At 70.2% G+C, this 17,544-nt stretch carries 21 protein-coding genes; 2 read left to right on the forward strand and 19 right to left on the reverse strand.

The genetic code is table 11. The features are described 5' to 3' along the window. Window positions 1-26 precede the first annotated feature (26 nt). The 10 genes from RAH39_RS01275 to RAH39_RS01320 all read right to left on the reverse strand — a co-directional run bounded on the left by RAH39_RS01275 (window position 27) and on the right by RAH39_RS01320 (window position 9,000). A complete protein-coding gene (locus RAH39_RS01275; RefSeq protein ID WP_306590990.1) occupies window positions 27-1,280 on the reverse strand; it encodes a Glu/Leu/Phe/Val family dehydrogenase in 1,254 nt (417 codons plus the stop codon). An 11-nt stretch (window positions 1,281-1,291) separates the two neighbouring features. Further along, a complete protein-coding gene (rsfS, locus tag RAH39_RS01280) occupies window positions 1,292-1,666 on the reverse strand; it encodes a ribosome silencing factor (RefSeq protein WP_306590991.1) in 375 nt (124 codons plus the stop codon). 17 nt (window positions 1,667-1,683) lie between these two features. After that, window positions 1,684-2,304: a nicotinate (nicotinamide) nucleotide adenylyltransferase gene (gene nadD / locus RAH39_RS01285; protein WP_306590992.1), complete on the reverse strand. Its 621-nt coding sequence runs from the start codon at window positions 2,302-2,304 to the stop codon at window positions 1,684-1,686. Then, entirely contained in the window at window positions 2,301-3,341 is a 1,041-nt protein-coding gene (gene obgE, locus RAH39_RS01290) for a GTPase ObgE (protein ID WP_306590993.1), read from the reverse strand. The genes nadD and obgE overlap by 4 nt, the downstream gene beginning before the upstream one ends. 131 nt (window positions 3,342-3,472) lie before the next feature. Beyond that, on the reverse strand, window positions 3,473-3,733 hold the full coding sequence (gene rpmA, locus RAH39_RS01295; RefSeq protein WP_285576631.1) for a 50S ribosomal protein L27: 261 nt from the start codon (window positions 3,731-3,733) through the stop codon (window positions 3,473-3,475). Window positions 3,734-3,852: 119 nt separating this feature from the next. Next, window positions 3,853-4,164, reverse strand: a complete 312-nt coding sequence (gene rplU, locus RAH39_RS01300; RefSeq protein WP_306590994.1) for a 50S ribosomal protein L21 — start codon at window positions 4,162-4,164, stop codon at window positions 3,853-3,855. A 146-nt stretch (window positions 4,165-4,310) separates the two neighbouring features. Then, on the reverse strand, window positions 4,311-6,449 hold the full coding sequence (locus RAH39_RS01305; protein ID WP_306590995.1) for a TonB-dependent receptor: 2,139 nt from the start codon (window positions 6,447-6,449) through the stop codon (window positions 4,311-4,313). Beyond that, complete coding sequence (locus RAH39_RS01310; RefSeq protein WP_306590996.1) at window positions 6,446-7,150, reverse strand: tetratricopeptide repeat protein; 705 nt, start codon at window positions 7,148-7,150, stop codon at window positions 6,446-6,448. Before RAH39_RS01310 ends, RAH39_RS01305 begins: the two co-directional genes overlap by 4 nt. A gap of 105 nt (window positions 7,151-7,255) precedes the next feature. After that, window positions 7,256-8,011: a LytR/AlgR family response regulator transcription factor gene (locus RAH39_RS01315; protein ID WP_306590997.1), complete on the reverse strand. Its 756-nt coding sequence runs from the start codon at window positions 8,009-8,011 to the stop codon at window positions 7,256-7,258. After that, window positions 8,011-9,000, reverse strand: a complete 990-nt coding sequence (locus RAH39_RS01320; RefSeq protein ID WP_306590998.1) for a sensor histidine kinase — start codon at window positions 8,998-9,000, stop codon at window positions 8,011-8,013. The genes RAH39_RS01315 and RAH39_RS01320 overlap by 1 nt, the downstream gene beginning before the upstream one ends. A gap of 144 nt (window positions 9,001-9,144) precedes the next feature. Here RAH39_RS01320 and RAH39_RS01325 point away from each other — a divergent pair, with 144 nt between their 5' ends. Next, window positions 9,145-10,614, forward strand: a complete 1,470-nt coding sequence (locus RAH39_RS01325; RefSeq protein ID WP_306591000.1) for a menaquinone biosynthesis decarboxylase — start codon at window positions 9,145-9,147, stop codon at window positions 10,612-10,614. On the opposite strand, the gene RAH39_RS01330 is transcribed toward RAH39_RS01325, so the two are convergent. Then, entirely contained in the window at window positions 10,611-11,186 is a 576-nt protein-coding gene (locus RAH39_RS01330) for an outer membrane protein (RefSeq protein ID WP_306591001.1), read from the reverse strand. The two genes, RAH39_RS01325 and RAH39_RS01330, sit on opposite strands and share 4 nt — an antisense overlap. A gap of 216 nt (window positions 11,187-11,402) precedes the next feature. On the opposite strand from RAH39_RS01330, the gene RAH39_RS01335 reads away from it, so the two are divergent. Beyond that, window positions 11,403-12,083: an acid phosphatase gene (locus RAH39_RS01335; RefSeq protein ID WP_306591002.1), complete on the forward strand. Its 681-nt coding sequence runs from the start codon at window positions 11,403-11,405 to the stop codon at window positions 12,081-12,083. A gap of 18 nt (window positions 12,084-12,101) precedes the next feature. Here the strand turns inward: RAH39_RS01335 and RAH39_RS01340 are convergent, their stop codons facing one another. From RAH39_RS01340 to RAH39_RS01375, 8 genes are all read right to left on the reverse strand, one after another. Beyond that, the gene (locus tag RAH39_RS01340; protein ID WP_306591004.1) at window positions 12,102-12,431 is read right to left on the reverse strand and encodes a hypothetical protein; all 330 of its coding nucleotides are present in this window, start codon (window positions 12,429-12,431) and stop codon (window positions 12,102-12,104) included. 158 nt (window positions 12,432-12,589) lie between these two features. Continuing rightward, entirely contained in the window at window positions 12,590-12,940 is a 351-nt protein-coding gene (rplS, locus tag RAH39_RS01345) for a 50S ribosomal protein L19 (RefSeq protein ID WP_306591005.1), read from the reverse strand. Window positions 12,941-13,046: 106 nt separating this feature from the next. Then, on the reverse strand, window positions 13,047-13,838 hold the full coding sequence (trmD, locus tag RAH39_RS01350) for a tRNA (guanosine(37)-N1)-methyltransferase TrmD (protein WP_306591006.1): 792 nt from the start codon (window positions 13,836-13,838) through the stop codon (window positions 13,047-13,049). Beyond that, window positions 13,838-14,440, reverse strand: a complete 603-nt coding sequence (locus RAH39_RS01355; RefSeq protein ID WP_306591007.1) for an exopolysaccharide biosynthesis protein — start codon at window positions 14,438-14,440, stop codon at window positions 13,838-13,840. Before RAH39_RS01355 ends, trmD begins: the two co-directional genes overlap by 1 nt. Window positions 14,441-14,459: 19 nt before the next feature. After that, window positions 14,460-15,680, reverse strand: coding sequence for a dual-specificity RNA methyltransferase RlmN (gene rlmN / locus RAH39_RS01360; protein WP_306591008.1), 1,221 nt, complete (start codon window positions 15,678-15,680; stop codon window positions 14,460-14,462). 2 nt (window positions 15,681-15,682) lie between these two features. Then, complete coding sequence (locus RAH39_RS01365; RefSeq protein ID WP_306591009.1) at window positions 15,683-15,943, reverse strand: hypothetical protein; 261 nt, start codon at window positions 15,941-15,943, stop codon at window positions 15,683-15,685. Between the two features lie 57 nt (window positions 15,944-16,000). Beyond that, window positions 16,001-16,552 (reverse strand): thiamine phosphate synthase, encoded by a 552-nt coding sequence (locus tag RAH39_RS01370; RefSeq protein WP_306591010.1) that lies wholly within the window; start codon window positions 16,550-16,552, stop codon window positions 16,001-16,003. Continuing rightward, window positions 16,549-17,538, reverse strand: coding sequence for an aldo/keto reductase (locus tag RAH39_RS01375; RefSeq protein WP_306591011.1), 990 nt, complete (start codon window positions 17,536-17,538; stop codon window positions 16,549-16,551). Before RAH39_RS01375 ends, RAH39_RS01370 begins: the two co-directional genes overlap by 4 nt. Window positions 17,539-17,544: the final 6 nt, after the last annotated feature.

Raw genomic sequence — 17,544 nt, forward strand, 5'->3', positions numbered from 1 at the left:
TGCGCGGGAGTCCCGCCCTCCAATGGCTAGGCGTAGAACCCGCGGTACTTCATGGCCTGGGCCACGCGGTCGAGCGCGAGGATGTAGGCGCCGATGCGGGGGTTGGTCTGGTACTTGTCGGTGGTGGCGAAGGTGGCCTGGAACGCGTGGGTCATGTAGTCCACCAGCCGCTCGTTCACTTCGCGCTCGCGCCAGTAGAAGCCCTGGCGGTTCTGCACCCACTCGAAGTAGCTGACGGTGACGCCGCCCGCGTTGGCCAGGATGTCCGGCACCACCAGGACGCCGTGCTCCAGCAGGATGGGATCGGCCTCGGGCGTGGTGGGGCCGTTGGCGCCTTCGACGATGACCTTGGCCCGCACCTGGGCGGCATTGGCTTCGGTGATCTGGTTCTCGGAGGCGGCGGGCACGAGGATGTCCACCGGATGGGTGAGGAGGCTGGAGGCGTCCATGGGCTCCGCGCCCTTGAACCCGGCCACGGTGCGCGCTTCCATCGCGTACCGGAGGAGGGCGTGGATGTCCAGGCCGCGGTCGTTCTTGACGGCGCCGTTGATGTCGCTGACGGCCACCACGCGGGCGCCGGCCTCGTGCAGGAGGCGCGCGGCCTGGCTGCCGACGTTCCCGAAGCCCTGCACGGCCACCGTGGCGCCGGCGAGGGGCTTGCCTAGCCGCTGCATGGCCTCGCGGGCGGTGATGAGGATCCCGCGGCCCGTGGCTTCCGTGCGTCCCAGGCTGCCGCCCAAGCCCAGGGGCTTGCCCGTGACCACCGCGTTCTCCGTGCGGCGGACGTGCATGGAATAGGTGTCGAGCACCCAGGCCATGGTCTGCGCGTCGGTGCCCATGTCCGGCGCCGGCACATCGCGGTCGGGGCCGATGATGTCCATGATCTCGGCGATGTAGCGGCGGGTGAGCCGCTCCTTCTCGCCGAGGCTGAGGCGCGTGGGATCGCAGACGATCCCGCCCTTGCCGCCGCCGAAGGGGACGTCCACCACGGCGGTCTTCCAGGTCATCCACGCGCTGAGGGCCTTGACCTCGTCGAGGGTGACGTTGAGGTCGTAGCGGATGCCGCCCTTGGCGGGGCCCCGGGCCACGTTGTGCTGCACGCGGTAGCCGGTGAACACCTCCCACTGCCCGTTGTCCATGAGCACCGGCAGGCTCACGATCATCGAGCGGCTGGGGGCCATGAACACCTTGAAGAGCGCGTCGTCCAGCCCGTAGAGCTGGGAAGCGACCCGCAGGCGGGCCTGCATGGCCTCGAAAGCGTTGGGCTGGGCGGTGGACATGGAGGTCTCCCCTAGGGGCGGGCGTCGGACGCGGGGTGGGTCTCGGCGGGCAGCTCCAGATCGCGGCCGGCGCTCCAGAGGCCCTCCAGGTTGTAATGGCGGCGGGTCTCCTCGTCCATGACGTGGACGACGAGGTTGCCGTAATCGAGCAGAACCCAGTTGCCGTTGGTCTCCCCCTCGCGGGAGATGGGGCGTTCCCCCGTGAGTTTGAGCGCGTCCTCCACCGCCTCCGCGATGGCGCGGTTCTGGCGGTCGCTGCCTCCGCTCATGAAGGCGAAGACGTCGGTGAAGCTGGCGATGTCCCTCACGTCCAGGAGGCGGATGCGGAAGGCTTTCTTGGACCGGGCGGCCTCGACGACGGTCGCGAGCCGGGAATCAAGGGTCATGCGGGCTCCAGAGCAGGCTAACGATACAGGTTTTCGGCGCGGATGGCAGTCATAACTTGGGACGGAATGCCTTCCGGATCATGGGCGGGATCCTGCGCCAGGCGCAGGCGGAGATCGCTCGACGCGAGGTCCAGCTCCGTGGCGGGAAGGGGGACGAGTTCGCCGGGGGCGCCGGACCACGCCGCGACGGGATGGAGTCCGGCGATCGCGGGCAGGGCGGGGGTGTCCGCGCCGGGGCGGAGGGCCACGGCGACGGAGGCCAGCTCGAAGATCCGCTCGGCCCGCCGCCAGGCGGAAAGGCCGGGCAGCTGGTCGCTGCCCATCACGAGGATCCACGCCGCGTCCCGCTCGCGGGCGGTGAGGGCCTCCAGGGTGTCCACGGTGTAGCTGGTACCGCCCCGCTCCAGTTCCAGGGTCTCCACCCGGCAGGCGGGATCGAAGGCGCGCAGGGCCTCGTCCAGGAGGCGCAGCCGGGCCTGGAGGTCCGGGCCGCCCGGATCGGGCTTGTGGGGGCTGACGGCGGTGGGCACGAAGCGCAGTTCGTCGAGGCCGAGGTGCGCCAGCGCCAGGCGCGCCAACTTGAGGTGGCCTTCGTGCGGGGGATTGAACGCCCCTCCGAGCAGGCCGATGCGTCTCACCGGTCCTCTTCGTCGACGGCGAAGCCGGAGCCGCCCTTGAGAAGCCCGTCCACCCCGAAGGCCAGTTCGCGCAGGCCCTCGCCGGTGACGCCGGAGATGAAGATGGGCTTCTGGCCGCGCGCCGCGCACAGGGCCTCGAAGGCCTCGCGCCGGGCGTCGTCCTGGAGCGCGTCCAGCTTGGTGCCCACCAGCCACCGGGGCTTGGCGGCGAGGACGGGGCTGAAGGTCTCCACCTCGCCTTCGATGATCCGGATCGCGTCGACGGGCTCCGTCACCGGATCCGACAGGTCCACCAGGTGCAGCAGCACCCGGGTCCGCTCGACGTGGCGGAGGAACTGGATGCCCAGGCCCGCGCCGCCCGCCGCGCCCTCGATGAGGCCGGGGATGTCGGCGATGACCCAGCTGTCGAGCACGTCGCCGCCGAAGCGGTCGAGGCTCACCACGCCGAGCTGGGGCTCCAGGGTGGTGAAGGGATAGTCGGCGATCTTGGGCCGGGCCGCGCTCAGGCGGCTCACCAGGGTGCTCTTTCCCGCGTTGGGGAACCCCACCAGGCCCACGTCCGCGATCAGCTTCAGCTCCAGGTCGAGCGCGCGGGCCTCGCCCTCTTCGCCCGGCTGGTGGTGGCGGGGCGTGCGGTTGGTGGAACTCTTGAAGTGGGTGTTGCCCAGACCGCCGCGGCCGCCGCGGGCCACGCACACGTCCTGCCCGTGCTCCAGCAGCTCCGCCAGGACCTCGCCCGTGTCCCCGTCCTTCACCAGGGTGCCCAGGGGGACTTCCAGCAGGATGTCCACGCCGTCCTTCCCGTGGCGCAGGGAGCCTTCGCCCTGGCGCCCACGGTCGGCGGCGAACTCGCGCTTGTGGCGGTAGGGGTTGAGGGTGTTGAGCGCCCGGTTGGCCCGGAGGAACACGGAACCGCCCTTGCCCCCGTCGCCGCCGTCGGGCCCGCCCTCGGGGGCGAACTTCTCGCGGCGGAAGCTCATGGCGCCGGACCCGCCGTGACCGGCGGCGACGCGGAGCTGAACGTGATCAAGGAACATGGGAAGGCCTAGGGGAGCGATGAGCGGAGAAGGGCGGATCGACTAGGGAATGCACACAGGCCGGGCTCTGCCCGGCCTGTGTGCGGGGGCTCCGGGGGTGTGCGCGCAAGCGCGGAACCCCCGGACGACATTCACCCCTCGATGGGATCGATGTGGATGAAGCGGCCGGACTGGCCCTTGTCCTGGAAACGGACCTTGCCGTCGATGAGGGCGAACAGCGTGTGGTCCTTGCCCATGCCGACGTTGATGCCGGCCTTGAACTTGGTGCCGCGCTGGCGGACCAGGATGGAACCGCCGGTGACCTGCTCACCGCCGAATTCCTTCACGCCGAGGCGCTGGGAGTGGGAATCGCGACCGTTGCGGCTGGAACCTACGCCTTTTTTGTGAGCCATGGAAGTACCTCATTTAGATGCGGAATCGTGGACTGGGAGAGGATGCGAGCGCGGGTTTTACCCGGGCGAGCATCGGGGGCTCCGGGGGTGTGCGCGCAGCGCGGAACCCCCGGACAGCATCAGCCCTTGATGGCCTTGATGCGGACCTCGGTGAAGTTCTGGCGGTGGCCCTGGGTGCGCTGGTAGGTGGTGGTGCGCTTCTTCTTGAAGATGATCACCTTCTTGGCGCGGTCATGGGTGATGACCTCGGCCTCGACCGTGGCGCCGGCCAGAGTGGGCTTGCCCACCTTCAGGTCGCCGTCGTTGTCGATGAGGAGCACCTGATCGAAGGTGACGGCCTGCTTGGGCTCCTGCTCCAGCGTTTCCACGCGGAGAACGTCGCCTTCGGTGACGCGGTACTGCTTCCCGCCGGTCTTGATGATTGCGTACATGAAAACCTCTTTGATTGGGGCGCATGGGCGGCAGTCCATCGGACGCGCTTGGGGGCCCATGGCCAGGGCAAGGTCGATCAGTATGCGGGAAAAAGCCTGTCAGCTCAAAGAAAAATCCTGAATCGGGCGCGTTTCGGCCGCCCGCTTCACCAGCTCAGGGTGAGCCCCGCCACGAGGATGCGCCGGCTGAAGTAGCTTTCGCTGACGCGCCGTTCGCTGAAGTCGGGGGTGTAGACGTAGGCGGCGGCGTTGTGGCGGGCCAGCAGGTTCATGACCTCGCCGAAGACCACGCCGTTGAGGCCCCGAAGGCTGAACAGGTGGGTCAGGCGGACGTCCACCCGGCGATAGACCGGCAGGCGATCGGAGTACTGGGCACCTTCGATGGGATCCCACCCGCCGCCGGGATTGGGGGTGGCGCCCAGGATGGGCGTCACCGGGGACCCGCTGGCGTAGCGGAAGGTCCCCGCCAGCTCCCAGCCGGGGGCCAATGTATGGCTGGAGACGGCCGTGAGGTTGTGGGGGACGCTGGTGGGGGCCGGGCCCACGGCGAGCTGCTTGTCTTCCTTCCGTTCGGTGTCCAGGTAGCCGTAGCCGATCCACCCCCGCCAGCCGGGCAGGGCGGCCTTCATCAGCAGGTCGGCGCCCTGGGCGTAGCCCCGGCCGGTGGACAGGTAGCGCGCCACCGGATCCTCCACCACGAGGCGGTCGTAGTCCTTGCGGTAGAGCTCCAGCCTCAGGTTCCAGGCCGCGGCGCCCTGCCAGGCCGCGTCCAGCGAGGCCAGGGCATGGGTGGCGCGCATGATCCGCAGGTCGGGGTTGCCGGCGTGGGGGTCGATCTGGGAGGCCGGGGGAGCCTGATGGAAGCTGCCCCCGGCCAGGCGGAAGGTGATGCCTTCGGCGATCAGGCAGGACAGGGTGCCGCGGAAGTCGTGGGTGGTCTCCCCTTCCAGGCCGTAGCGGTCCTGGCGTCCTCCCAGCGACAGTCCCCATTTCGGGGAGAGCCGGAAGCGGGCCGTGAGGTAGGTTCCCGTGCGGGTGGTGTCGAAGCCGTAGGCGAAGCTGCGGGCGGCGGCGACCGGGTTCCAGTTGGCCAGGTCGAAGGGGACCTCGCCTTCGGGATCCACGTGGCCGCGATCCAGATCCAGTCCGCCTTCCAGGGTCAACCGCTCGCCGAAGGGCACGGTCAGTTCGGCCCGGGCCGAACGGCTGCGCTCTTCCTGGTCGATGCCCCAGTGGTTGAAGCTCCAGACGATGTGGGTGCGCCCTTCGGAGGCGGAGAGGGAGAGCCCCGCGCGGTCGCCCAGCGTGCCGTTCCACTGCAGGGCGCCGAAGTGGGTTTCGCTCCGGTTGCGGTAGCTGTCCCGGAGGTTGGCGATGGTGACGTCCGTGGCCAGGTGGTCCTGGGAGAAGAGGCCGGTGGCCACCAGCCGTCCGCTGCCCAGGGGCTGCTGCCAGTTGAGCTGCGCATCGTGGGAGAGGGGCGATTCCTCGAAGGAGGAAGCCAGGCCGTACCACTTGTCCAGCAGCACGGGATCCGACCGGCGCACGGACGCCCGCAGCAGCCCCTCGCCCACGGGCCGTTCGGCGGAGAACCCCTGGGTGGGAAGGGTGAGCAGAAGGGTGCGGGTGGTCGCCGGCGTGGGCTGGTCCGTGGAGATGTCGAGCACGGCGGAGAGGGCGTCCCCGTAGCGGGCGGAGAAGGCGCCGGGAATGAAGTCCACGCGGGTCACCAGGGCCGTGTCCACGGCGGAGAAGATGCCGCCCTGGGTGTTCGGGTGGTGGAAGGGGCGGGTCAGGTGGCCCCCGTTGAGCCAGATGCCCACCTCCTCCGGCTTGCCGCCCCGGACGAAGAGTTCGGCGCCTTCGCTGGCGTTGCTCACGCCGGGCAGGCCCTTGGCAGCCTGCATGACATCGGCCGCGGCGCCGGGCGTGGTGTAGATCTCCAGGCGGGACAGGGTGGACGTCGCGCCCTCCTGGCTGCTGTAGCCGCTGCCCTCCACCACCTCGACCACGGCGCCCTGCGGCGCGGGCACCAGGAGCACGAGCAAAGGCTCGCCGGGCTGGCCCATGCGCGTCTGGCTGTCCATGCCGGGGGCGCTGATGCGGGCTTCCACCGGGCCGGGCGCGTCGAGGGGCAGGGTGAAGCGGCCCTTGGCGTCCGTCTGGGCCTGACGGGTGCCCACCATCACGGCGGCGCCCGCCAGGGGCTTGCCCCCGGGGCCGAGGACCACCCCGCTGAGTTCCAGGGCGGCTTGAAGGAGCGCGGGAAGGATCGCCACGGTCATTTGCCCTCCAGCCGGGGCAGGACCATGCGGGCCACGAAGCCGTTGCCGGGATCCAGGGCCAGGGCGCGGTTCGCGGTCCCCCTGGCGGCGGCGACCTGTCCGTCCTGGGCCTGGGCGAAGGCCAGCCAGCCGAGGCTTTCGATGCGGCCCCAGGCGGGAGCCCAGGGATCCCGGGGAGCCGGCTCCTTCTCGGCCAGGGCCACGGCGGCCTCCAGCAGGGGGAGGGCGACCTTCGCGCCGCCCCCCGCGAAGGCCGGGGTATGCAGGAGGTGGACGGCCCTCAATAGCGCCACGCGGGGACTCCCGGGCGCCTTGGCCGCGGCGTCGTTGAAGATCCCCATGGCCTTGGGGGCCAGGGTGATGGCCGACGCGGGAGAGGCGCTGATCTTGAGGCCGAGGAGGGCGCCCACGAGGGCGCGGCATTCGGGATCCTGGGAGGGCTCGAAGGCCTTCAGCGTGCGCTCCACCAGCTCCTTGCTTCCCTTGGGATCCTCCTGGCGCGTGCGGCTGGCCAGCACGTAGGCCAGGTGCAGCTCGTGATAGGCCTTCTTGGCCGCCGGGGCGGGATCCAGGGCCAGCTTCGCCTGGAGCGACCGCACCTGCTCCGTCGGCAGGCCCTCGATGCGGGCCAATTGCGCGGGAAGATCGGCTTCCTGGGCGGCGCAGACCAGGGCGGGAAGGGCGGCGAGCGCATGTCGCATGAAGGCTCCGGTGGGCGCGAGAGCGCCTGGAGCCACGATGGGAAGCTGGACAGGGCGGGGCCCGCGCCAGCGGACGAGGGGCGGGAATTCCCGGACGGACCGGGTTCAGGCGTGCCCGAGCCGGGCGCGCAGGTCGGACATCCGGTCGCGGCTCACGGGGACGCGCGCCCCATCCTGGAGGCGGAGTTCCCCGGTGCCGCCGGGATCCGGCACCAGCTCCTGAATGGCCTCCAGCGCCACCATGGCCGAGCGGTGGGTGCGAAAGAAGCGGGGCGCCAGCAGGCCCTCGAGCTCGTCGAGGCTGCGGTCCAGCACGAAGCGGCCCTGGGGCGTATGAACGAAGAGCAGGCGGTTCTCCGTGCGGAGGTGGCTCACCTGGGACCAGGCCAGCACGAGAATCCGGCCCTTCACGAGCACGGTGAAGCGCTCGGGCATGTCCTTGCGGCGGGCGGCTTCCAGGGCCTGCATGAGCACGCCGAGATCCAGCCCCGTCGCGCGGGGCCGGGTGCGGGCCAGCGTTTCCGCCAAGCGCTTCCGCTCCACGGGCTTCAGCAGGTAGTCGCAGGCGGCCCACCGGAAGGCCTCCAGGGCATGCTGGTCGAAGGCGGTGACGAAGGCGATGGGCGGCAGGACGAGCCCCAGGTCGCGTGCCTTCCGAAGCAGACCGAAGGCGCCGTCCGGCGGGAATTCGATGTCCAGGAAGAGCAGGTCGGAGGGCGTGCTCTGCAGAAGCGCCAATCCGGCCACGCCGTCGGCGGCCTCGCCCGCGCACTCGGCGGTGGGATCCAGCTCCGCCACCAGGCGCTTGAGGCGGGACCGGGCGGGGGGTTCGTCCTCGATGAGGAGGTAGCGGAGGGGCATCACAGCCTCACTTCCACAGCGCATCCCGCTGCGGCCGGCGGCCAGTGGAGCGATCCGCCCGCCGCCTGCAGGCGCTCCCGCACCGTGCGCAGCCCAAGGCCTTCGGGGGCTTGGGGCGCGCGGCCCACGCCGTCGTCCTCGATGCGGATTTTTCCGTCGGCAGCCACCACGCTCAGGCGGCAGGGTCCCACTTTGGGGCGGAAGCCGTGCTTGAGCGCGTTCTCCACCAGCGGCAGCAGCAGGAGCGGCTGGACGGGGCGCGCTTCCATGGCGGGATCCAGCCGCAGGTCGAAGCTCAGGCGGTCGCCGAAGCGCAATTTCTCCAGGCCCAGGAGCTGCTCCAGCAGTTGGAACTCCTCCCGCAGGCTCCACGCGGGATGCTCCAGGGCCCCGAGGATCCGACGGAGGAAGGAGGACAGCCGCTCCGTGGCCTCTTCGGCGCGGCGGGGATCCTCGGGAATCAGCGCCGCGATGGTGTTGAGGGCGTTGAAGAGGGTGTGGGGCTGAAGCTGGGCCTGCAGGCTCAGGAAGCTGGCGCGGGCCTCGGCTTGGGCCAGGTCGCGCTTGGCCTGGACGTGGTGCTCCACGGTCTCCTTGGTGGCGACGACCGCCGAGATGGCCAGGCCGACCAGGAAGTTGGAGACGAGGGTGAACCGGGAGCCCATGAGGTTGACGCCGGTGGCCAGGCGCACCAGTCCGAAGGTGATCGCCAGCAGCGCGACGTACAGCAGCACCATCCAAAGGACGGCGAAGAAGCCCACCCTCGAGACGCTCCAATGGGAGGGCAGCCATTCCTGGGGCCGGGGCGCGAGGTCGAAACCGGCCCACATCACCGTGCTGAAGATGGCGCCGATGGTCATGGACTGGCGGATGTCCCACAGGCGGCTCCCCAGGGCCAGCGCCAGGATGAGGCCGATGGCGGACCCCAACAGGAGGGCCTGGAGGAGCCAGAGAACGGGCCTCGCCCGGACGTAGCTGGGATGCGCCATGCCCCCAGGATCAACCCGGACTTTGAGGGGGATCCAGGGTTTTCGACCAACGGTGGGTCCGTGGGGACGAAGGGGGGCCTTGCCGCCCCCGGAGGCCGAACGGGAGCGAGGCCGGGTAGGATCAAGGTTCCCCGGGGGATGGCGATGGGCCTTGATTTCCAGACTTTCCTGAAGCGGCTCGAGGCCACTGGCGAGCTGGCGCGGATCGGGGTCGAGGTGGACCCGAACCTGGAGATGGGCGCCATTGCGGACCGGGTTTCCAAGCAGCCGGGCGGGGGCAAGGCCCTCCTGTTCGAGAAGCCCGCCGGCCACCGGATGCCCGTCGCGATGAACGCCTTCGGCAGCCTCAAGCGGATGGAGATGGCCCTGGGCGTGGACAAGGAGCCGCGGGGCCTGGACGCCGTGGCTGACCGCATCGAGAAGCTGGTGCAGGAGGCCATGCCCAAGCCGGGGACGGGCTTCTTCGAGAAGCTGGCCAAGCTGCCGGTGCTGGCGGAGGTGTCCAACTGGATGCCCAAGACCGTGCGCAAAGGCATTTGCCAGGAGGTGGTCCTCAAGGGCGACCAGGTGAAGCTCTCCGACCTGCCGGTGCTCACCACCTGGCCCGAGGACGGCGGCCCCTTCATCACCCTGGGGATGAGCCACACCCGCAACAAGCAGACGGGCCACCGGAACGCGGGCCTCTACCGCCTGCAGGTCTACGACGACCGCACCCTGGGTTTCCACACGCAGCTTCACCACGACGGCGCCCGGAACCGCCACGGCTACGGCCGGGACGAGCGGATGCCCGTGGCCGTGAGCTTCGGCGGCGACCCCGCCCTGACCTACGCCGCCACCGCCCCCCTGCCGCCCTTCCTCAGCGAAGTGATGTTCGCGGGCTTCCTGCGCGGCGAGGGCATGGAGATGGTGCCCTGCGTGACGAACGATCTGGAGGTCCCCGCCGACAGCGAGATCGTGATCGAGGGCTACGTGAATCCCGGCGAGCTGCGCCGGGAGGGCCCCTTCGGCGACCACACCGGCTACTACTCGCTGGCGGACGACTACCCCATGCTGCACGTCGAAGCCATCACCATGCGGAAGAATCCCGTGTTCCCCGCCACCATCGTGGGCCGTCCGCCGCAGGAGGACGCCTACCTGGGCCTGGCCACGGAGCGGATCTTCCTCCCGCTCCTGCGGATGGTGCTCCCCGAGATCCGCGACATGCACCTGCCGGCGGCGGGGGCCTTCCACAACCTGGTGATCCTCTCCATGCGGAAGGAGTATCCCGGCCACGCCCAGAAGGTGATGAACGCCATCTGGGGCACGGGCCAGATCATGTTCACCAAGGGCATCGTCGTGGTGGACGAGGACATCGATCCCCACGACCTGACGGAGGTCTTGTTCCGCCTCACCAGCAACGTGGATCCCAAGCGGGACATGCTGTTCACGGAAGGCCCGCTGGACGTGCTGGACCACAGCGCCGACCGCTTCGCCTTCGGCAGCAAAGTGGGCATTGATGCCACGCGCAAGAACCGCCCCTGGGACGGCTTTCCGCGGGAATGGCCGCGCGACCTCGCGTTTCCGGATGACCTTCTGGACAAGGTCGCGCGGCGCTGGACGGAGTACGGGCTCTAGAACCGCCAGCCCAGGCTTACCTGCACGGTGTTGGCGTCGAAGGTCTTCTGGATGCCGCTGACCACGTAGCGGGCCTCAAGGGTCAGCTGCCTCGCCATCTGGACGCCGACGCCGGCGGTGACGGCGAGTTTCGTGGTCGTCAGGTTGGAGGAAAAGGCGGGAGCCTTCTGTTCGAGCGTCCAGCGCGCGCCGCCGAGGCCGCCCACGAGGTACAGGCGGGCGGGTCCTTCGCTCACGCGGAAGAGGTGGTCGAAGCTGAGCGCCACGTTCTTGGCGTAGGTGGTGGTCGCCGTGGGCCCCACGGGCTGGCTTTCAGGGAAGACGTTGAATTCCAGACGCGTGCGGCTGGCATGGGCGGCCCCGTGGTCGTGCGTCCACTGCAGGCCGAGGCCGAACCCCGTCCGATGGTCCAGGCTGTCCTGCAGTTCGCGGAGGGGCAGGTCGGCCTGGACGCTCATCCCGAAGGTGTTGGCATGGGAGGCCTGGGGCGCTTTCCCGTCGGTGTCCCCGGCGGCGAGGGAGAGGCCCGCGAGGACCAGCGGAAGCAGGTACAGACGTCGGTTGAGGGGCATGGCGGCTCCTGGGTGCGAGGCTCGGGAAGTCGAGCGTTGAGAGGCCCGTGCAGAGGCCGTGCCGAGATGGGAACCCCTTTGCGGCACGGAATTGGGGCCAGTTTCCAGGGCCTCCTGTGGCGAACTGCCACGCATGGTGCAAGGTGTTCACAGAACCTTCCCGGTCGAGCGGGAGGCGTTCGGAGCACACTGTCCCAATTCCGCTCGGAGCCCGTCATGAAACGCGTCCTCCTCAGCCTCCTTCTGGTTCTGCCGCTGGTCCGGCCCGGGTTCGCGCAGGCTCCCGTTGCGATTGCGCCGGACCAGCCCTGGGCCGAATTTCTCGGTCCCTTCCCCAAGGCGGATTCCGACGACGGCAAGGCGGACCTGGCCATCGTCCTGTGGCACCAGCGAACGAGAACGGCGCCCGAAGTCGAGCGCGCCCTTTCGGAAGTCAAACTTGGCCTGGGGGCCTATTCGACAGCCCTGGGGCGGGCGGGGGACGGGGCCCGTTTCCCCAGGACGGCCGCGCTCCTCGACCTGGCGGGGAAGGACGTCAAGGCCGTGACCGATGAGCTGAAGCAGCACTTCCAGCGGCCGCGGCCCTACGCGGCGGACCCGCGGGTGCAGCCGGCCGTCGAGCGCGAGACGAGTCCCTCCTACCCCAGCGGCCACGCGACGCGGGGGCTGGTCTACGCGCTGGTCCTGGCGGAGCTGGCGCCGGAGCGCCGCGACGCGCTGTTGGTCCGGGGGCGCCAGGTGGGGGTGGATCGCGTCATCGGCGGCGTCCACTATCCTTCGGACATCGAAGCGGGGCAGCGCTTGGCCCTCAAGCTCGCCAGCGAATGGCTGGCCAAGCCCCAGAACCGAGCTCTGCTCGAAGCCGTGAGGGCCGCCGAATGGTCTTCCAAGCCTTGACGGCCCCCAGCGCGAGATTCAGAAGCGGAGGGTGATTCCCGCCTGGACGGCGTCGGCGGAGGCGGTCTGGACCGTGGTGCCGTGGAGGTAGCGGATCTCGGCGCCCAGCGTGGCGCTCCACTGGTAGCCCACGCCGGCGGCGGCGCTGGGCTTGGTGCTGTGGCGGGTAAGTTTTCCCGCGCCTTGGTCCTGATCGAAGGACCAGTAGGCCATGGCGACGCCCAGGGTGAAGTAGAACCGTTCGGGTTTTTCCGCGATGAAGTAGAGGTAATCGCAGCCGAGGGAGAGCGTGGAAGCGTTGGTTCGGAGGAGGGAGACCTGGCGTTCCTCGTACCTCGCGTCATCCATGCGCGGGCGGAGCATACGGAGGTTTACCAGACTCTGTGCACGCCCCAGGGAGGCGCTCCGGCGCGGAGGGACAGGGTGGCCGATCCCTCCCATGGAAGCGGAGCCTCCCTACGCGAAAAGGCGCCCCTCGGGGCGCCTTTCGAAACGATGGCTGCGGCCTACTCGGCGCGGCGCTCCTTGAGGCGGCCGGCCTTGCCGAGCTTCTCGCGCAGGAAGTAGAGCTTGGCGCGGCGGACCTTGCCGTGGCGGACCACTTCCAGCTTGTCGATGGTGGGGCTGTTGAGGGGGAAGATGCGCTCCACGCCCACGCCGCTCGCAACCTTGCGGACGGTGAAGGAGGTGCGCATGCCGCCGCCCTTGATGCCGATGATGATCCCCTGGAAGAGCTGGATGCGCTCCTTCTCGCCTTCCTTCACCTTGACGTGCACCTTGACGGTGTCGCCGGGCTGGATGCGGGGCAGGTCGGACCGAAGCAGGCTGGCTTCGAGCTGGTCGATGATGTGGCTCATGTGGGCTCCTGGGCCAGCGGTCCCAAGCCGAATCGGGGGACATGGCACGATGGTCCCCGAACGGGGAGTCCACCAGTCTATCGGAATGGTGGGAAAAAGAAAGGGCTCAATGGGAACGCCAGCCCTTCCACCCCTTGGGCTTCGGCCGATCCCAGTCCCCGGGATGCTCCACCTGCCAGGCGCACCACTGGGCCGGACGGTCCAGGGCGGGAAGGCGTTCCTCCAGATAGCGGGTCCAGAGGTCGGGGCGGAGGCGCTTCGTGCGGGCCATGGCCTCGCGCAGGCGCCACAGCCGGATCGCGCCGTGGTCGCCGCTCTGGAGAACGGCGGGAACGTCCAGATTCTCGAAGACCGCGGGCCGGGTGTAGTGGGGGTGATCCAGGAGGCCCGTGGCGAAGCTGTCCTCTTCGGCGCTGGCGCCATTGCCCAGCACGCCGGGGAGCCAGCGGCAGACGGCATCGATGAGGAACAGGGCCGGCAGTTCGCCGCCGCTGAGGATGGCTTCGCCCACGCTCAGCTCCTCGTCCACGCAGCGCGCCACCGCCCGCTGGTCCAGGCCCTCGTAGCGGGTGCAGACGAGGATCAACTGGTCGAGGCGGGCGAGTTCCAGGACCTTGGCGTGGGTCAGGGGCGGCGCGGCGGGGGTGAAGTGGATGACGCGGCCTTCGCCCGCCCGGGGAACGGACCCCAGCGCGTCCCGCAGCACGTCCGGCCGGAGGACCATCCCCGGCCCTCCGCCGAAGGGGGCGTCGTCCACGTGGCCGAAGGCGTTCCCGGCGAAGGGGCGGTAGCTGTGGGTATGGAGCTGGTGGCCCAGCTCCCGGAACGCCCGGCCGGTGATCCCCAGGCGGGCGGCCTCGAAGAATTCCGGGAACAGGGTGAGGGCGTCGATGCGCATCACTTCACCAGGGCATGGAACGCCTTCACGCAGGTCCGGACGATGAGCCCGAAGCTGGAGGCGAAGTAGACGGTGTTGGCCAGGGAGGCGATCGCCCCCACCCAGGCCCAGGTGGGGCGCTCCTCCAGGAGGGCCGCGCCCAGCAGGCACAGGATGCTCGCGGGGATCTGGTTTCCGAAGGGCAGCGGCACGGGAAGGGCGAGGAGGAAGCCGGTCCAGGCGATGCACAGCCCCATCCACCGGGGGCTGAGGGGGCGCTGGAGGGGCGCCCGGCGGCGGAAGCGCGCCAACTGGACCTCCAGTTTGGCCAGGGCCTCCTTGATCCGTCCCTTGTGGATGGGCTGGGACTGGATGCGCCGGGGCACCCAGGGATGGGTCGTGCCCCACGCCAACTGCGCGCCCAGCGCCATGAGGCCCGCGCCCCCGACGGGCGCCAGGCCGAGGTTCAGGCCCGGAACCAGGCTGGGGAGGGCGACCAGCAGGACCAGCAACCCGTAGATCTGCTCCCCCGCGGCGTCCAGCAGCTCGCCCAGCGTGATCTCTCCTTCCGCGTCCAGGAGCGCGCGGAGGGTCTCGAACAAGGGCTTGGGCAGCGGCGGCACCCGTCCAGCATGACCGAACTCAGCGCGGTTGCGGTCGCTCCCTCACCAGCTGGCCGCAGGCGCCCGCCACGTCCTGGCCGCGGCTGCGGCGAACGGAGACGGAAAGCCCGGCTTCCGACAGCAGGTGGCACAGGGCGCCGATGCGGGCCTCGTCCGGGGATTCGAATCCGCTGCCCTCGTGGGGATTGAAGGGAATCAGGTTCACCTTGGAAGGGAAGCGGCGGGCGAAGGCGGCGAGGCGCCGGCCGTCCTCCAGCCCGTCGGTGACGCCCTTCAGCAGGACGTACTCCAGCGTGACGCGCTCGCCGGATTGGAGCGGGAACCGCCCGAGGGCGTCGGCCAGGGCCTCCAGGTTCCACACCCGGTTCACGGGCATGATGGCCGAGCGGTGGAGGTCCGTGGTGGCGTTCAGGCTGAGGGCCAGCCGGGGGCGCTTCGAGAAGGCGCCGAGCCGCTCGATTCCGCTCACCAGGCCCGAGGTCGAGACCGTGATGCGGCGGGGCGGAATGGCGAGGCCCTTGGGATCCGTCAGCACCTCGAAGGCCGCCATCAGGTGATCGAGGTTGTGGAGGGGCTCGCCCATCCCCATGAACACCAGGTTCACGGGCCGGCCCTCGGGATGGCCGTGGTGGTTCAGCAGCGCCACCGCCTGCCCCACGATCTCCGCGGCGGACAGGTTGCGGACGATCCCCATCTGCCCCGTCGCGCAGAACGTGCACCCCATCGCGCAGCCCACCTGACTGGACAGGCATAGCGTGACGCGGTCGAGATCCTCCGCCTCCGCCTGGGTGGACGCGGGGCGGAAGACGGACCTTTGAGCAGGGGACAAGCTCCGCCCAGGCTTCGCCTGAGCGGAGCGCGGGGGCTCCGGGGGCGTAGGCCGCAGGCCGGACCCCCGGACAACATAAGGCATATGCACGCCCTCCACCTGGGCGCCGTCCGCCAGCTCGAAAGCGTGCTTGGTGGAGCCGTCGGAGGAGGGGAGGCTCTGGACGATGCGCGGCCAGACCAAGTCCACGTCCGTCTCCAACCGGGCGCGAAGGGCTTTGGAGAGGCTGGAGAACTGGTCCCAGGCGGTCCATCGCTGTCGGTAGAGGCCGTCGAAGAGTTGGGCGCCCCGCCAGGCGGGCTCGCCGAGGGAGGCAGCCAGCGCCTTCAGGTCCGGCAGGCCCATGCCCGTTGCGTTGGGACGCGCAACGATTCCGGCTTCGGGAGCCGGCGCATCCCAGGCCTGGGCCATCCTCAATCCATCCGGATCTTGAAGGACTTCATCAGGCGCTTGTCGTCCTCGGAGAAGGGAAGGCTCGACGCGCTCTCCACCGGCTCGTCCCCTTCCTCCGGTCGGGCCCCGATGGGCGCCGCCTCGAGAATCAGCATCAGGCCGTAGCCCTGCGCCTGGATCTGGAACGCGAGGTCCCGACAGTGATCGTCCTCCGCCAGCGCCTTGACCAGAGAATCCCCCAGCTCGCTCACCAGATGGTGAAGGTGCTCTGGTAAATCCATGGGACCTCCGCGTCCCCAGGATACCAGCGGGCGCGGACGCCGGGATGAAACCGGTTCCTAGTCCCGGAAGGCGGCCACGGCGCGGCGGGGATCGCCCTCCCAGAAGGGGCGGATGGCGGCGATTCCCGCCAGGCGGGGATGGCGCAGCGCGTCCATCCGGTCCGGCTCGACCCCCCCCAGCGCCAGGATGCGGGGGCCTTCCGCGGGCAGGGCGTCCAGGAACGCCCGGAAGCGCCCCGCGCCCCAGGGCTCGCCTTTTCCGGGACTGGAGAAGACCGGCGACACCAGGAGCTGGTCGCAGTCCCGGCGGGAAGACCACTGCCCTTCCACATGGAGGGGGCGGGAAAGGGGCACCAGTCCGGCGGGGACTTCGGGGTGGCGCTCCGGGGCGTGAAGTCCGCAGCCCGCCGCGAACGCCACGTCCAGACGGCCGCCCATCCATAGCGCCACCTCGGGCGCCACGTCCTGGCACCAGCGGGCGGCATCCAGCAGGGCGCGGGCGGAAAGGGCGCCCTCCCGAATCAGGAAGGCGTCCACGCCGGAGCGCAAGACGCTCGCCCAGCGGTCCCGGTCGAATCCCAGTCCCGGCGTGACGGCGAGCAGGATCACGCGAACAGCCCCGCCAGGACCGCGGGCTCCACCTTAGGCAGCGCCATCACCGCGGCGTTTTCCACCGCGTGCTCCGGGCGGCCCATCCCGCACAGGGCCACGGTCACGCCGGGGCAGGAGCGGGGGAACTGGAGGGCGGCCTGGGCCGGCGTGGCGCCGCCGAGGGCCGCGGCGAGTTCGGCGGGCAACTGGGTGAGGATCCGGGCCTGCATGATGGAGGCCGACGTCTGGACGGAAAGTCCCGCGGCCCGGGCCGCTTCGAGGGCGCTCAGGGCGACTCCGCCCCACCGCTGGGTGGGCGCGGCGAACGCCTCGGGCAGGGCGAGGTTCAGGGGAAGCTGGATCCAGCGGAAGTGGTGGCTCCGCCCGCCGGCCGCCTCCGCGGCGGTCACGAGCCGCTCCAGGCTGAGGTGGTCCGGCTGGCCCGGCGGAACGCGGAAGCCGTTCCAGGTGGCCACGCCGTAGGCCCTGATCCGGCCTTCTTGGACGAAGGTCTCGCAGGCCTCGAAGGCACGGGCGATCGCGGCGTAGAAGGCGTCGGGTCCCAGGTGCGGCAGCTGCTGTTCGGGATTGTGCAGATGGAAGAGGTCCACGGTCTCCACGCCCAGCGCGGCGCGGCTGATGTCCAGCTGGTGGGACAGGTAGCGGGGCGTCAGGGCGTGGCACCCGTCCACGACGTCCGCGGGATCGAGGATGCCGGGCTTCTCCAGCACGCGCTGGAACCAGGTACGGGGGCTCTCTTCGGTGACGCCATCCCCCATGGGCAGGTAGCCCGCCTTGGTGGACACGAAGAACGCGCCCCGCGGCAGCTTCGCGAACGCCCGGCCCAGCGCGCGCTCCGACCGCCCGCGCCGGTAGTTGGCCGCGGTGTCGAAGACATTGCCCCCGGCGGCGAAGAAGGCTCCCGCGGCGCGGATGTAGCCTTCGTCGGCGTCGGGGGTGTCGTCTCCCAGGTAGGTGCCGAGGCCGAGGGTGCTGAGTTCCATGGCCTC

This window comes from Geothrix sp. 21YS21S-4 (assembly GCF_030845995.1).
In the GTDB taxonomy this organism is placed as follows: domain Bacteria; phylum Acidobacteriota; class Holophagae; order Holophagales; family Holophagaceae; genus Geothrix.